Annotated in this window: 8 protein-coding genes and 1 pseudogene; 5 read left to right on the forward strand and 4 right to left on the reverse strand. The window is 53.6% G+C overall.

The genetic code is table 11. The features are described from left to right. Positions 1-179 precede the first annotated feature (179 nt). Together Q8902_07300 and Q8902_07305 are read left to right on the forward strand one after the other, a co-directional pair. Positions 180-3,167 carry a DEAD/DEAH box helicase family protein gene (locus tag Q8902_07300; GenBank protein MDP4199360.1) on the forward strand — a complete coding sequence of 996 codons (2,988 nt, stop codon included), beginning with the start codon at positions 180-182 and terminating at the stop codon, positions 3,165-3,167. Beyond that, positions 3,160-5,768, forward strand: a pseudogene (locus tag Q8902_07305) (site-specific DNA-methyltransferase). Before Q8902_07300 ends, Q8902_07305 begins: the two are co-directional and overlap by 8 nt. Positions 5,769-6,057: 289 nt before the next feature. Here Q8902_07305 and Q8902_07310 read toward each other — a convergent pair. Next, positions 6,058-6,621, reverse strand: a complete 564-nt coding sequence (locus tag Q8902_07310; GenBank protein ID MDP4199361.1) for an adenylate kinase — start codon at positions 6,619-6,621, stop codon at positions 6,058-6,060. A gap of 95 nt (positions 6,622-6,716) precedes the next feature. Here Q8902_07310 and Q8902_07315 point away from each other — a divergent pair, with 95 nt between their 5' ends. From Q8902_07315 to Q8902_07325, 3 genes are all read left to right on the forward strand, one after another. Further along, positions 6,717-7,829, forward strand: a complete 1,113-nt coding sequence (locus tag Q8902_07315) for a T9SS type A sorting domain-containing protein (protein ID MDP4199362.1) — start codon at positions 6,717-6,719, stop codon at positions 7,827-7,829. 143 nt (positions 7,830-7,972) lie between these two features. After that, positions 7,973-9,877 (forward strand): hypothetical protein, encoded by a 1,905-nt coding sequence (locus tag Q8902_07320; GenBank protein ID MDP4199363.1) that lies wholly within the window; start codon positions 7,973-7,975, stop codon positions 9,875-9,877. Positions 9,878-9,948: 71 nt separating this feature from the next. Beyond that, a complete protein-coding gene (locus Q8902_07325) occupies positions 9,949-11,301 on the forward strand; it encodes a replication-associated recombination protein A (protein ID MDP4199364.1) in 1,353 nt (450 codons plus the stop codon). Positions 11,302-11,355: 54 nt separating this feature from the next. On the opposite strand, the gene Q8902_07330 is transcribed toward Q8902_07325, so the two are convergent. From Q8902_07330 to Q8902_07340, 3 genes are all read right to left on the reverse strand, one after another. Continuing rightward, entirely contained in the window at positions 11,356-12,378 is a 1,023-nt protein-coding gene (locus Q8902_07330; GenBank protein MDP4199365.1) for a hypothetical protein, read from the reverse strand. A gap of 40 nt (positions 12,379-12,418) precedes the next feature. Beyond that, entirely contained in the window at positions 12,419-14,086 is a 1,668-nt protein-coding gene (locus Q8902_07335) for a tetratricopeptide repeat protein (protein ID MDP4199366.1), read from the reverse strand. A gap of 72 nt (positions 14,087-14,158) precedes the next feature. Beyond that, on the reverse strand, positions 14,159-16,150 hold the full coding sequence (locus tag Q8902_07340; GenBank protein MDP4199367.1) for a hypothetical protein: 1,992 nt from the start codon (positions 16,148-16,150) through the stop codon (positions 14,159-14,161). Positions 16,151-16,211: the final 61 nt, after the last annotated feature.

Raw genomic sequence — 16,211 nt, forward strand, 5'->3', positions numbered from 1 at the left:
CGTTTCCCGAGGCGAGCGCCAGCCCCAGCGGGGCGAAATATTTCAAGCCCCCGGCGTAAGCCGGGGGTTTTGCGTTTTTGGTTGAGATCATGAGTCCCGTTAGGGATGGAATATAAACGCGAGGAAACCGAAACCTCCGAATTTCCTTTCCAGCATGCGCGATTAAACCCTGATTCAACATGCCGGAGCCTCCCCACCCTGTTACAATCGAGAATCCGATCATCAACTCGCCATACGTCGAGCCGAATCGGCACTTTAAGTTTGAAGATTACGGCATCACCGACACGATCGAGGATGGCCGTCGCACAAGCTCTTACTTCATCCCAATCGCGAAGGCAAAGAAGAAGCAAGGATCGAAGCAGCTCATACTCGACACAGAGTGGACGCAAGACCGCATCGAAGAGAACAAACTGGTCAATGACATTCGGCAGCGTGTTGCAATGTGGAGGAAGGGCGGATATGTTGGTGTCACGCCGGTTACGGCGCAACTGATCGAGTATTGGACTAACCCCGAGCGCGATAAGAAATTATTCTTCTGCCAAAACGAGGCATTAGAGACCGCGATTTACATTGCTGAAGTTGCCAAGAAATTCAACGATGCATGGATAGAGAACCGGCTTCGCGAAGCGAACGACAGTTCTAATCCCGGACTGCCGAGAACGGCATTCAAGATGGCTACCGGTTCGGGTAAAACGGTGGTCATGGCGATGCTGATTGCCTGGCAAACGCTGAACAAGCGGGCCAATCCGCAAGACGCTCGCTTCTCCGACACGTTCCTGATCGTCACGCCGGGCATTACAATCCGCGACCGGCTGCGCGTGCTCATGCCGAACGATCCGGAGAATTACTATCGGCAGCGGGACATCATTCCCGCGCAAATGCAGGACTGGCTTGGGCAGGCGAAGATTCTCATTACGAACTTTCACGCTTTCCAACTCAAGGAAAAGATTGCGGCCGGTAAGATTACGAAGTCTATTCTCTCCGATGGCAAGCCGGGACTCTTTACCGAAACGCCAGACCAGATGGTGCGGCGGGTGTGCCGTGAGTTCGGAAACAAGAAGAACATCATCGTTCTGAACGATGAAGCGCACCACTGCTACCGGCGCAGGCCCGATGATGAGGATGAAGAGAAACTGACCGGGGACGACCGCACGGAAGCCAAGAGTCGCGAAGAAGAAGCTCGAATCTGGATTTCCGGCATCGAGGCGATTCAGGCGAAGATCGGAGTAAAAGCGATTTACGATCTCTCCGCAACGCCGTTCTTCCTTCGCGGTTCGGGCTATCCCGAAGGCACGCTCTTCCCGTGGGTTGCCTCCGACTTCTCGCTCATCGACGCCATCGAGGCGGGAATCGTAAAAGTACCGCGCGTGCCGGTGGCCGATGACTCCATGACCGGCGATCAACCGACGTATCGCGATCTCTGGCTAAGGATTAGCAAGGACCTTCCGAAGAAAGGACGCAAAACCGAAGAGGCCGGAGCCGAGCCGAACCTTCCAGTTGAGCTGCAAGGAGCTTTGCATAGTCTCTACGGGAATTACGAGAAGTATTACCGGCTCTGGGAGCAGAACACGGAGGCTCGCGCACGAGGAATCACGCCGCCGGTCTTCATCGTGGTCTGCAACAATACCAACGTTTCGAAATTAGTATTCGACTTTATCGCCGGTTGGGAAAAGAAGATTGGCGAAAAGAACATCGTGCAAGCTGGTCAGCTTGCGATATTCCGGAACGACGATGGCAATGGCGGCTGGCTTCAGAGGCCGAACACCATCCTTGTCGATAGCCATCAGCTTGAGTCTGGTGAATCCATGAGCGAGGAGTTCAAGAATATCGCTGCGCGCGAGATCGAGGAATTCAAAGCGGAATACCGGGTGCGATTTCCCGGGCGCGACGCCGAAAATCTGACCGACGAGGATTTGCTCCGCGAAGTGATGAACACCGTCGGCAAGGCCGGCAAATTGGGCGAGCACATCAAGTGCGTGGTGAGTGTATCCATGCTGACCGAAGGCTGGGACGCAAACACCGTAACGCACGTGCTTGGCGTTCGCGCGTTCGGCACGCAGCTACTTTGCGAGCAAGTGGTTGGGCGTGCGTTGCGGCGAATGAGTTACTTCCCGAATGACAAAGGCCACTTCAATCCCGAATATGCGGAGGTCTATGGCGTCCCGTTCTCATTCATTCCGACGAGCGGGGCGACGAAGGACCCGAAGCCGGGTCCGATCCCGACACGCGTGCGGGCACTCGAAGAGCGGTTGGGATGCGAGATCACATTCCCTCGTCTGCTCGGATACCGCTACGATCTGAGCGGTGAACAGCTTCACGCAACGTTTAGCGAGGAATCACGGCTATCGCTTTCCACGGCTGACATTCCGACCATTACCGAGAATGCGCCAATCGTTGGAGAAACCAGCATTCACACACTGGAGGACCTACAGCGCCGCCGGCCAAACGAAGTCGCGTTCTTGCTTGCGAAGCTGACGCTCGAAAAATATTTCCGCGATGATGACGGAAACGGCAAACCCTGGCTCTTCCCGCAATTGCTCGCAATCACGAAACGATGGCTCGATGAGTGCGTGATCTGCAAGGACAACACCTTCCCTCAACTGCTGCTCCTCATCGAGTTCGCGCACGATGCCGCCGACCGAATCTACAAGGCCATCGTGGCTTCGAATGAAGGCACGGCAACGCTCAAGCCGATTCTGCGTCCATACGATACAATCGGTTCTACGAAGTATGTCGATTTCGACAGCACCAAACCAGTGTACCGGACGCGAGAAGACAAATGCCACATCTCACACGTGGTAGCGGATACGGATTCCTGGGAGCAGAAGATGGCGCAGTCGCTCGAAGACATGAAAGAAGTACGGCGCTACGTGAAGAATCAGAGTCTTGGTTTTACGATACCATATACGATCAATGGCGGAGGTCATGATTACAACCCGGACTTTATCGCATGTATTGATGATGGGCAGGACGATCTTCTGAACCTGATCGTCGAAGTGACAGGCGAAAAGAAGAAGGACAAACTTGCGAAAGTCTCCACAGCGAAGACGTTGTGGATTCCGGCGGTCAACAATCACGGCGGATTTGGCCGGTGGGCGTTTATCGAAATAGACGATCCCTGGAATGCGAAGAATACGATTCGAGAATTTTTGAAGAAACATGGCTAAGAAACCGACCACCCCCACAAAAGTCGAATCCATTCGGCACAAGGATAAACGGACGAACATCCCGACCGAAGAGCTGCGCGATTTCGTCACCGAGGACGAGGTGGCGCCGAAGACCATGCTCTATCCGCGCGACCCATCGCTCGATCCGCAGCTCGTCTGGAAGGGCAAGGACGAACAGGACCAGCAAGACCTCGCCGTCCCGGTCGTGCCGATTTACATTCAGGAGAAGATCCATCCGCAAGCCATTATCGACGCGCTGCCACGCATCGAGCGGGCGGAAGACGCGCCGAACCTCTTCGGCGATTTCAACGGAGGGCCAAAAGACTTCGAGCAAAAAGTCGAGTTCTACCAGCACGAGCAGAACTGGACCAACCGTATGATCTTAGGCGATTCGCTCCTCGTAATGACTTCGCTCGCCGAAAAAGAAGGACTGAAAGGGAAAGTCCAGACCATCTATCTCGATCCGCCGTATGGGATTAAGTTTGGCTCCAACTGGCAGGTGAGCACGCGCAAACGCGATGTGAAAGATGGAAGCGCCGCCGACGTAACACGACAACCAGAGCAAATTCGCGCATTTCGAGATACATGGAAATATGAGATTCATTCCTATCTCGCATATCTTCGTGATCGGTTGGTGGCTTCACGTGAACTTCTCACGGAGACGGGTAGCGTTTTCGTACAAATTGGTGACGAGAATGTTCATCTCGTCCGTTGCGTACTCGATGAAGTATTCGGAAGTGAGAACTTCGTCGGTGAGATCGCCTTCACAAAGACAGGTGGCTTCGGCTCGGAGTACATAACGGGCGTATTTGATGTGATTCTGTTTTATGCTAAGAACCGAAGCACGCTTAAGTATCGGAAGCTCTATGTCGCTAAATCGGATACAAGGAGCGGACTGAGCAATTATGGGTTGCTTCTATTGAAAGATGGTACAACGCGCAACCTGTCGAAGGAAGAGAAAGAAGATCCGTCAATTATCCCTGCGGGATCAAGATTGTTTGGAGTGCATGCGCTGACCAGCGGCGGCGGTACCACCCTGCACCAGCCATTTGAGTTCGAGGGCACTGTGTACAACCTTAAACCAGGAGACAACTGGAAAGCAAGTTATCCTGTAGGCCTTAATCGCCTAGTCCTTGCGCAGCGTGTTGCCTCAACTGCCAAGCGAGTCGGCTATGTCAGATACTTCGACGATTTCCCCCATGTTGAAATCAATAATCTGTGGACAGACACGAGGGGTGAAATGGACATTTCTTATGTGGTTCAGACGAGTACGAAGATATTGAGCGTTGCGTCCTCTTGACGACCGACCCCGGGGATCTCGTTCTCGACCCAACGTGCGGAAGCGGCACGACGGCTTATGTTGCGGAGCAATGGGGCCGGAGATGGATCACGTGCGATACGAGCCGCGTGGCGCTGGCGCTTGCCCGCACACGCATGATGGGGGCGAAATATCCCTATTATCTGCTTGCCGATTCACAGGAAGGAATTAAGAAAGAGTCCGAACTGACGGGTAAGATGCCGCCGGAATACAAGACGGACGGCGACATCCGGAAGGGCTTCGTCTATAAGCGTGTGCCGCATGTTACGCTTAAATCCATTGCGAATAATCCGGACATCAAGGACGGAATGACGCGCCAGCAAATAGACGCTGCGATTGCTCGCCACGCCGACAGCGAAACGCTTTACGATCAGCCTTACGAGGACAACAAGCGGGTGCGCGTGTGCGGGCCGTTTTCGGTCGAGAGCCTTTCGCCGCACCGTGTGCTTTCGACCGCGGAGGACGATCAGTCCGGCACGATGTCGGAAGAAGAGGCGAAGAAAGAACAAGACTTCGGGCAGATGATCTTGGACAATCTCCGCAAGGCCGGCGTGCAGAACACACACAAAGCCGAGCGGCTTACATTCGACCGTTTGGATACCTACGCCGGCGCTTGGATTCAGGCTGCGGGTGAATACACGGATGCCGATGGCAAGACGCGGCGCGTTGCCGTCTCGATCGGCCCGGAGCATGGGACCGTGGGGCCACAGCAAGTGAAGGAAGCCGCGAAGGAAGCGGTGCAGGGCGTTGGGTTCGACATGCTGATCGTCTGCGGCTTCGCGTTCGATCCGCACGTTGCCGAAGAGACGAAGCGGTACGGCAAGCTCGTCGTCTGGCCTGCAAAGATGAACCCCGATCTTGCGATGGGCGATGAGTTACTGAAGAAGACCGGCGCGGGAAATTTGTTTATGGTCTTCGGCGAGCCGGATGTCCAAATCACAAAGCAGAAGGACGGAAAGCTTGTTGCGGAGATCAAAGGCGTGGACGTGTACGACCCGACGACCGGGGCGATCCGCAACTCCTCGACGGACGACATTGCGTGCTGGTTCATCGACACGGATTACAATGGCGAGAGCTTCTTCGTCCGCCACGCCTATTTCACCGGCGCGGAAGAACCCTACGATAAGCTGAAGCGCGCACTCCGCGCGGACATAGATGAATCGGCCTGGAGCACGCTCTACAGCACCACGAGCCGCCCATTCCCAAAACCGGAAACCGGAAAGATCGCCGTGAAGGTGATCAACCATTATGGGGATGAGGTGCTGAAAGTATTTCCAGTTTAGCCATCAAAAAAAACTTCGTGAATTCTTTGATGGGCACCTTGCGCGCGGGGTGAGGAATGTTGTATGTTGTTCAGCAAGTGATAGGCACCAAGCTGGGGGAAAAGGATGAAGGATGAAGGCGGAGCAGGCCAGTTAGCTCATTGACAACTTAGGCGATTTCACGCAAATGGAGAGGGCGTTCATTAAATGACAATTCAAAAGAGAGAAAATCGCTTCAAGGAGAAAGAAGCGATGAATGCATTCTGGCGGAGGCACACTCCGTGAACTTCAAACGAACGGAGGCTGAAAACTATTGGAGCGCCTTCTCGATCCTCGCGGTCACATCCTCGACCGGCCCGAGTCCATCGACCGGCAGGACTTTGCGCTTCGTTTGGTAGTAGGTCTTGACCGGCTCGGTCTGGGTGTTATAGACATCGAGGCGGTGTCGAATGGTCTCGGGGGTGTCGTCCTTGCGTCCTTGTTCGAGTCCGCGATTGACCATGCGGTTGATCAGCTCCTGGTCCGGCGCGGTGAGAATGACGATGCGGACATCGGCGATGCCGAGTTCGGTGAAGAGATTATCGAGCGCGCGGGCCTGCTCAACGGTGCGTGGGAATCCATCGAGCAGGAATCCTCTGGACTTCTCGCGATTGGCTTCGAGGACTTCGCGGACGAGTCCGATGATAATATCATCGGGCACGAGCGCGCCTTTTTCGACGAAGCTTTTGGCTGTCCGGCCAAGAGCGGAGCCTTCAGCGATGGCGCTGCGAAGAATATCGCCGGTGGAGATGTGGACGAGGTTATGGCTGGCGGCAAGTCGCGAGGCTTGTGTGCCTTTGCCGGCGCCCGGAGGACCAAAGAGAATGATATTCATGGGGTCGATAACAGAGGGCATAGGGTATAGGGTTTAGGCTATGAAAGCAAAATAATACCCTAAACCCTCTACCCTATACCCTATGTTACGATACAATGCGTCTCTTATCTACGGCCTTCATCGTAGGGTCCCTGTTCCTCTCCGGTCTGGTTTCTGCGCAACCAAAACCGGTTGCGAGCAAGGACACCCTGAATTTCGGTCCGGTCGTGCTGCGCGATTCGAAAGTGCTTTTTCTATCGGTCCGAAATACCGGGAGCGTATCCATCGCATACGGTGGATTTGTCGGACCATTCGGCGCTGATTTTAGAATGACGCCTGTCAGCTATAAGCCAGTGCTCGATCCGGATAGTGCCATCGGATTCAACGTGACCTTCTCACCCCAGACGATCACAGCGAATCATATCCATCGGGACTCCGTCGAGTTTCAGTTTAGCGGTCTGCCGAATATCGTCGTGCAACTGGTTGGCGAGGATCACGTCCCAATAATGGATACGGTGGCGATTGACGATACATTTCTTGGCTTTGCGGGTCAGATCATCCGGATTCCACAACGTCTAGTTGGATCACTCGCCGGAGCACTCGACTCGATCTATGGCTTTAGCGAACTGGTGACCTACGATCCGCAAGTTCTGGCATTCCAGCGAGTGTTTCCGGGGGCATGTCTCAAGGGATGGCAAGTTGCTGCGTATCAAACCATACTCGGTCAGGTCCCTATCCGAGGTAATTCCGGCGGAACGGGGATGATCGGTCCGGGAGAGTTCATCACTCTGCAATTTCAAGTCATCTCTACAGCGAAGACATTTCAATGGACTTCGATTCGGCAAGATAGCCTCGTCTTTGGTCTTGGCTTCGAACCATTGATGTCGAGCGATCCTGGGAAAGCGACCGTGATCGATTCGTGCACGAGCGTCACCGGTTCTGCCCATGCTCCGGGAACGATGATTATGCAGAATGTTCCGAATCCATTTTTCTCGGAGACGACCTTTACGTTTCAGGTTGGTTCTATGCCTGGCGAGACTGGAAGTCATGTCAGTATTCGGCTATATGACTCGCGGGGTCAGTTGGTCGCAAACCCGGTGGATCAGGATTGCCCGATGGGTACGCATACCGCCACAATGCCGCGCGGTAATCTTTCGGCGGGGGTCTACACGTGTGTCTTTGAGGCGGGTTCGTATCGGACTATCCGAAAAGTCGTCGTTATGCCGTAGTCGGGCCGTCAAGCCCGGCATTCGAAACCGATAATGACGGTTGCGAGTTGGTAATAACGATGCCTCTCACTGGTCGCACAATGTTTGCAGGAGTACGTTCGCGAATGTCGCTTCGCTCACTTTTTTCTATTTGTATTTACGCCGTGATGCTCATCACGGTTTCCTCACTGCGCGCACAAATTCCGGATGATGACCGGCAAGCGCCGCCACTCAGTCCGCAGGAATATGCGCAGAAGCTACGTTTAGCTGAGGTCTATGAAGAGACCCATGATGTACAAAATGCAGCGCGCGTTTACGAGGAGTTATATCATACAAATCCTTCGGACCAGATCGTGTTCGAAGGCTTGACGCGCTGCCTCGTCTATCTCAAGAAGTTCGATGAAGCAGAGAAGATCGTTTCTTACCGGCTTGCGAAGGATGGCTCATCCGATGTGCTGCTGCTCTGGGCGCGGCTCGAAGCACGATTGAACAAGCGCACTGAAGCGCTCGATGCATTTCATAAGGCAGAGGAGGCAATGCACGCGACCGATTGTAGTCAGCTATTTCCGATTGTCTATGCCATGATGGATGTCTCCTACAATCAGGAGGCGATGCAAGTGCTCGATCGAATGCGAAAGCTTGCGACCAACGATGCAGAGGTATGTTCAAGCCAGATTGCCGGACTCTATCTCCGATTAGGGGATTTCGATCGCGCGGCGACCGAGTTTGTCGGAATTCTGAAAGGGGGAGAGGCGAACCTCGGGATGGTTGAGCAGCGGCTCGCAGAATATACCACCGACTCGATGTCGCGCACGGCAGTGTTGGGCTCGCTCGAGCGCGCAATTCACGCGGCGAGCTCGGATGGCGAGCCAGCGGTTGCCAATCTCCGCCTGCTCTCCTGGCTATATCAGGAGAAGAAGGATTACGCGAAGGCGCTTCAAACGATGACCCAACTGGATGGCCTCGCAGCCAACGCAGGCTCCGACCATACAATGCAAGGATTTGAACTCCTGCAATTTGCTGATCGGGTTCGGAACGAGGGTGCTCTGGACGTTGCCGTTAAGGCGTATCGAGAAGCGCTGAAGCGGCTCGAATCCAGCAGCAGTGCCCGGAATAATTACTTCATCCAGCAGGCTCAGTTGGGGTCATTGAAGACGGAGGATGCCTATTACTCTATGCTTGGCTCCCCAAAGGATTCCATGCGGACGCTCATCATTGGCTACGAGGACTTTGCTGCAAAACCCGCAGCGGGCGGTATGACCGAACTGGCGCTCGATGCGCTGACACATGCCGGACAGATTGCTTTCCATGTTCTATTCGATCTGGACCGCGCAACGAAGGATTATGAGTCGGCGATTACGCTCTCTCATGGCGTGAGCGAGCCGATGCAGCGGGCGGCATTTGGTCTTGTGGATATCGCATTCGCGAAACAGGAGTTTCCGCTCGCCGAGCGCCGGTTGCAGACGATCGAGCATGCGCTGGCCCAACGTGCGACACCATCGGACAAAGAAGTGCGGAATCACATTTTGTATGACCGCGCGCTTTCCAATTACTATCAGGACAATTTCGATACATCACTGGCACAAGCGCAATCCGTCGCGAACGATGCCGGAAGCGATTTCGCGAATGATGCGATTCAGCTTTCGGGATTGATCGAGGAGAATGTTAATCCGGCGAACCGCCCGGCTCTAGCTGCTTATGCGAAGGCTGCTCTTGCAGAGGTCAGCCGGCGTTACGATACGGCTCAACTCGGTTATGCGAGTGTTGCGCAGCTATTTCCAAGTTCTCCCCTGGCCGATGATGCCACGATCCGATCCGCCGAGGTACTCGTGAAGTTAGGGAAAGCACAGGAAGCGGTTGGGGTGCTCGATACGATGCAAGAGACGATGCTGAAGAGTCCGCTACTCGATGTCGCCGCATTTCGCGCTGCCGAAATCACCGAAAAAGATTTACATGACAAAGCGCACGCGCAAAAACGATACGAAGATTTTCTCGCGCGCTATCCTTCTTCGACGTTTACCGAAACCGCCAGAGAGCGAGCCCGCAAGTTGCGAGGTGATGCATTCTGAACCGTGAGTTATACGGATGATGCGAATTCCGCGGATTGATTGTACGGATTGTATTGCTTCCGCTTGAGACTATGAGCAAGATTCCGAAAATCTATCCTGAACATCTGCCTTCGCATAACCCCGGTTCGTTCTCCCCGTTGGCCGAGCGGCTACGTCCGCAAACATTAGAGGAGGTTGTTGGTCAACGATCGCTGCTTGGTCCCGGTAAGCCGCTTCGTGTCATGGCCGAGCGGGGCAAACTGCACTCGATGGTCCTGTGGGGTCCGCCCGGAACTGGCAAGACAACGATCGCCAACATACTCGCTCGGACCGCTCGCGCGCCATTTTTTTCGCTGTCGGCGATCAGCGCCGGCGTCAAGGATTTACGGGAAGCCATCGAGTTGGCGCGTGAAGCCAACCGTACTTCCGAGGAGCGAAGCGTGCTGTTCATCGATGAAGTCCACCGCTTCTCGAAATCGCAACAAGACGCGCTGCTGGGTGCCGTCGAACATGGCGATGTGACACTCATCGGCGCCACGACGGAAAATCCATCGTTTGAAGTGATCTCGCCGCTCCTAAGCCGTGCGCGCGTCTTTGTACTCGAAAGCCTTTCGCGCGAAGACCTCGAAACACTGCTCGAACGCGCATTGAAAGAAGACGAAGAACTTCGCGAGTTGCATCTTGAACTTGGCGAGGACGCTCGCCGCACGCTGATGGTACTCTCCGGCGGCGATGCACGCAAAATGCTGAATGCACTTGAGCTTGCGGTTCAATTAGCGCCCCCGCCTTTTGAAGGCGGCGGCACGGGGGTGGTTTCCGCCGAATCCATTGAAGCCGCTGTTGGACGCAAGGCATCGCGCTATGACAAAGCCGGCGAAGAACATTACAATATCATTAGCGCCTTTATCAAGTCGATGCGCGGCAGCGATCCGAACGCCGCGCTCTACTGGCTGGCGCGTATGATCGAGTCGGGCGAAGATCCGGAGTTCATCGCGCGCCGCATGATTATCTTTGCGAGCGAAGACATCGGGAATGCCGACCCGAACGCGCTCTTGCTCGCGACCGCATGTTGGGATGCCGTTCGAGCTGTTGGATTTCCCGAGGCGACGATTATCTTTGGACACGTCGTGGCATATCTTGCGTCGGCCGTGAAATCCAACGCGACATATATGGGTATTTCTGCCGCGCTGGATGACGCGAAAAACAATCCTGATCAGCCTGTACCGTTGCATCTCCGCAATGCGCCGACAAAGCTGATGAAAGAACTCGGCTACCATGCAGGCTACCGCTACGCGCATTCCGAAGAAGGACATTTCGCGCGCGGAATGACGTATTTGCCCGAAGGCTACGAAGATAAGGTATACTACAAACCGACCGAGCAAGGCCGCGAGAAGACGATTCTCGATCGGCTCAAGGCATTATGGCCAGGGAAGTACAAAGTCTGAACCCGGATTCCATTAGTGAAATCAGAAAAACAGGCGTAATCTCGGGTTCAGACATTAACGCAGCAAGGCTACACGCCGCACTTCATGCACTGGCTGGCCGTCATCGCTTATGCCGGATACATCGAAGTAGTAAGTGCCTGGCGCATTTTGCTGGCCGGATGCCGATGCACCATCCCATGTCCAGTCCTGCACAAAGTTCGCCTCGCGCAATGTGCGGCCAAGAATGTCGGTCACCTTTACATGGAGATTGATCACTCCGTCCGAGTGAATCGTAATGGCGCCGTAAGCAGGGTTGGGATACAGCCAGAAATTAGTGGTGGATGACTGCGAGATTACGGAAGAGGGCGTTAGCCTAACTCCTTGAACCGCAATCGCGACTTCTGGAAGAATCGGATGATTCGGCATACTCACAATCAATACATCCGACCTAAAGCCGATAAACGTGCTCTGAAACGAGATTGGAATATCGAAACTCTGTCCAGGTGGCAGCGCGATCGGCCATTGGTTAAATGTCGTATCGAGGTGGAAAGCCTCACCGTATTGGAATTTAATCGATTCAATTTGAACGGTCGAAGCTTGAGCGTTTTGGATGCGGGCGTGAAGGAAGGCGCTGTCACTGGTGTATTGCATGGCAATCACCTGTGGTGCGTTTGTTAGATAGAAGGTCGAATAATCCGGCGCTGGCCCCAGAGCCGTCGCGTAGATAGTCAAGCTAAATGTGCAGGAATCTCTCGAAAATGTGACTGTGATTGTATCGCTTTTTAGCTTTGTTGGTTGAAAAATCACCAGAAACGGGAATGGCCTGGTGGAATCGACTGGCAATTTTCCATTCTGAATATAGAACGACGAATCATTCGGCGAAGACACAGCGACTGAGTCACGCCTCGTGAATGAATCGAGTAGGATCAGGGTGTCCGTGGTCCAGCCTCTATACATCGCAGACATGAAATGTGACCCGAAACCGTGACAACTCAGTGTAATCGTGTCATTTTGCTGAGCAGCAGCCCGACCATTTAGGGCCGCAACGATGAAGAATGCCTGAAGAATGCAGAGCGCGAGCGATTTTGAACTTTTCACTTCTGCAAATTTACAATGGAAAGTGCGCTCGTGCTTCATATCAGCCTCCGAGGCTTGTCAAAAAGGAGACCAAGTTGTTCACCCCCTCAAGCCGCAGCTTATGCCGGATCGACTGCCGGTGGTTTTCCACAGTCCGTACAGAAAGACAGAATAGATTCGCAATCGCCTTTGTGGGAAGGTCCAACTTGATCAGCGCAGCAATTTTCAGCTCCGTTGGAGTCAGTGACGGGTAGGCGGCCGATAGCCTTCCAAGAAAATCACGATGAATCTGGTTGAACTGGTGCTCGAATGTCTCCCAGTCACGATCGGTCCGAATGTGATCGTCAATTTTCTCAAGAATCGACTTTGCCCGGCGGGAGGATTTCATGGCCGGCTCGATCTCCAGCTTCAAATCGCAAAGGAATTCGTTTTTCTCGACAAGTTGCAGGGCCAGAGTCGTTAGTTCATTCGATTGTCGCTCCGATTCTGAACGGAGAAGTTCGGCCCGGGCATTCGCATCCATTGCCAGCCGCTCCATCCGTTCTCGCTCACGGTCTGCTTTCTCTATCTCAACACGGGCCGAGATTTCAATGAGTGCGCGCTGGCGTTGCTGACTGTTTATCTCTTCATTGAGCTTGATATATCGATTGAAATACTCAATGGATAACTTAAGCTTCCCAGCAGATTCATAAGCTTTTGCGAGGGCACTCGAGCATTCACATTCCAATGCGACCATTCCCGATTGCGAACTCACTTGTATCGATTCTTTGAGAGCTTTTATGCCTTCTACCGGCTTGCCCGCTTCGACCAGCGTTCGTCCATAACCCATCAGACTCGCACTTAACATGCGCTTGAGACCCAATAGCCGGGAAAGCTCAGCCGCACGCTCAAAGTGCTGTTGGGCAGCCTTCCCATGACCAGCGGCCATATCAAGTTCACCCAAACTGTTTTCGATGTACGCTTCCGATTCCTTGCGACCTACTCCGGTAGCAACATGCAATGCCGCTTTGAAGAATCGACGGGTTTCCCTGTCATTCTGTTGTTGTTGAGCGATAAGGCCACGATTATACAGGATGCTTGCCATGCCGGAATCATCCTCCTGTTCCTTCGCGAGCAGGTAACTACGCTCAAAGAAATGGTCGGCGCGGTCCAGAGCCTGAACTTCAAGATAAACTCTTGCGATATTTCCTAGGACAATAGAACGGCGCAAAGGATCGTCGGAGCGTTCGAGAATAGACAAACTCGCATACTGGTATTCCAGCGCTTTAGGGTAATCGCCCTGCTCCAGCGCAGCATTGCCAAGAGCGCCGAGGATATCGACCTCCGACTGCCGATGTTGCTCGCGCGAAAGCTTCAAGGCTTGTTCGTAGTAATCAATCGCTTCTTTGTATTTTCCTTGGTTGGAAAGTGCCAACCCAAGCGAAAACATTGGCCCTTCGACTAGATGGTGAGGACTGTCAAGTTCAATCGCTTTGTGGAATGACTTTTCGGCAACCGCATATTCGCACAACTGGAACTGAGCACAGCCGAGACGATAGTGGGCGCTCGCTTCTTTGTCGCGGTCCTTCCGTTTCTTCGCGAGTGTGAGTGCTTCCTGTGCCCACTTGGCGGCGTCTTTCGGACTTGACCGGTAGAAATCTCTGCTCGATTCAAGCAGGACGCGAAGGCGCTCTTCCGGAGAAGAGGCCTTCGCGATTGCTTGCTTCGCTGCTTCGAGATCGTGCTTCATTGGGAGTACAGTCCTGAAAACTAAGTCTGAGTGCTGAGCACGAGAGGATACTCAGCACTCAGTTCTTAGCACTTACTGAAAGATGAGGCGCTTCGATATGGTGAATGCATTTCCATTTTGGTCCACGCCGCTAGCACGGACGATATAGAATCCACCGTTTCGGGCTGGCGCGTCCCACGTTGTCTGCAGTGTGTTTGGCATGATGGCCAGCCGATTACCAAGGAGGTCGAAGATTTCGACCGAGGCTTTCGTCGCATTCGATACCCGGATTCCGATTGGTCCTTCGGCGGGATTCGGTGCAATCGATAGGCCGACGGTACTCGAGATAATGTTCGTGCTGATACCTGCATTGGCTTTCGTGTAAAACGCCTCCAGGTTAAACGGTGGCCACGGTGCAAGATTCTGGCTTGCTTCAATCGTGAGCGAATCGTGATAGAAGCCATTCGTATCGCCGGTGAACTGTACAATAACGCCAAATCTCTGATTCAAGGTTAGAGTATCCGGCAGGCCATGCGGCAATTCGCCAAGGATCTGAAAATGCGTGCCTTGCGAAAGTGATGCTCCTGTGACATGGACTTGTCCCGTAAGGTTATTAAGAAACCAGAAGGTGTCGACCGTCACATGCGAGGAAGTGGTCATGGCAAGTAATTCGCTCTGCGCGGGAAAGAGTTGCAGGCCGGTGTCGGTCGATGACGTAGCGTTTCCTTCGCATGCAATCATGCCCCAGCATGTACCTCCATCCGTGAAGACAAGATCGCCACCGAAATATCCGCTCCGCCGTGGCGCGGCGCGGAAACGGATCGTGACCGTATCACCCGAATGGACAGTCATGGGAAGTGATGGGCTGAGAATGGTAAGCGAACAGCTATCGGAGATATATTTGCTTTGAAGTACTAATGCCGAATCATTATGGACGATGAACGACGCAGAGGCATCGACATATCCACCGGCAATCACGTCGTCGAGAGTGATCGAGTCCCGGCCAACCGCGCTGATGCAGGGGTCTGTGTATCCATAGATCTGACCACCGAGTACGCCGGTCGTCCCGGAGGAGTCGCGCCAATTCACATTGATATTTGCGGAGTTGAAGCCGTAATATCGTGTTGGATGAAAGCATGCAGAGAAAGTAACGGAATCGCCTGCCTGCAGCCAGAAGGGCGTGCTGGGGGTGCCACTAAGGAAGAAGTCATTTTGTGCAGACATAGTAACGGACCGAATTTCGATCGCCTGCACCGTCGGGTTTGAGAGCACAAAGGTCCCACATCCAGTATCTCCGACCGATACATGACCTATATTCACGGACGTAATTGCTGGTACATACGAATGCGCTGGCACCGAATCAAGGACAGTGACCCACACGGAATCAACTTGCACGTATGGCGAGGCACAATAGAAGCGCACGAGCGTTCGCTCGTACCCTACGCCGTGCGAGTGATAGGTGATCCATACATAACGATTGGTCGGATAGGTGCCGGAAATTGAGAATGAACCACTCGGATCGAGCGACCAATGTGTTGTATCGGAAAGGGATGCCTGCATGGTGATCGCGCTGGATTGCAGATTGTATACGAGCATAGGGGCATTGACCGTATCACCAAAGCAAGTGAGATTAATCTCATGGGAATAGAGCGAAAAATCCTTCGTCGGAGGGACGATGTAATTGGTATCATACCCTGTGAGATAAATCGTATCCTCAGTATGTCCATCCGAGAGAACCACGGCATTGCGTGAGGTGTCATTCGCCAGGCTGGCAAACGCAACGCTCACCGTTCGCAAGGAAGTATCCCAGGAAGCCCAGGAAACGGAAGTGGCTCCGACCGTGAATTTGCCCGGATATTTGTATGGGTAATTGTAAATAGCTACAGTCTCAGAATCACTGGACATGTGCTGAATCGTGATGGATTGGCTTCCACTCACTTGCCAGAACATATTGTGACTGCTGGAGACACGAAATTTTGGAGTGGCGTGTGCCTGCGGAATCGCCAGGCCGAGAAATAGCCAGGCGAAGACGAGCGCGAGGCCCGTTCGGGTCAATCGTTTGGGATAGTGCTGCATGGTACTCATAGGTTGATTTTGAAGAAGTTGAAAATGCTTGATGACATAACTCATCGCGAAGGTATTCGTT

The organism is Bacteroidota bacterium, from assembly GCA_030706745.1.
GTDB lineage: Bacteria > Bacteroidota > Ignavibacteria > Palsa-1295 > Palsa-1295 > PALSA-1295.

Excerpts from the sequence above, each read along its gene's own strand:
- Q8902_07325 (MDP4199364.1), top strand. The coding sequence starts at position 9,949 with ATGAGCAAGATTCCGAAAATCTATCCTGAACATCTGCCTTCGCATAAC.
- Q8902_07310 (MDP4199361.1), bottom strand. The coding sequence starts at position 6,621 with ATGAATATCATTCTCTTTGGTCCTCCGGGCGCCGGCAAAGGCACACAA.
- Q8902_07335 (MDP4199366.1), bottom strand. The coding sequence starts at position 14,086 with ATGAAGCACGATCTCGAAGCAGCGAAGCAAGCAATCGCGAAGGCCTCT.
- Q8902_07300 (MDP4199360.1), top strand. The coding sequence starts at position 180 with ATGCCGGAGCCTCCCCACCCTGTTACAATCGAGAATCCGATCATCAAC.
- Q8902_07340 (MDP4199367.1), bottom strand. The coding sequence starts at position 16,150 with ATGAGTACCATGCAGCACTATCCCAAACGATTGACCCGAACGGGCCTC.
- Q8902_07315 (MDP4199362.1), top strand. The coding sequence starts at position 6,717 with ATGCGTCTCTTATCTACGGCCTTCATCGTAGGGTCCCTGTTCCTCTCC.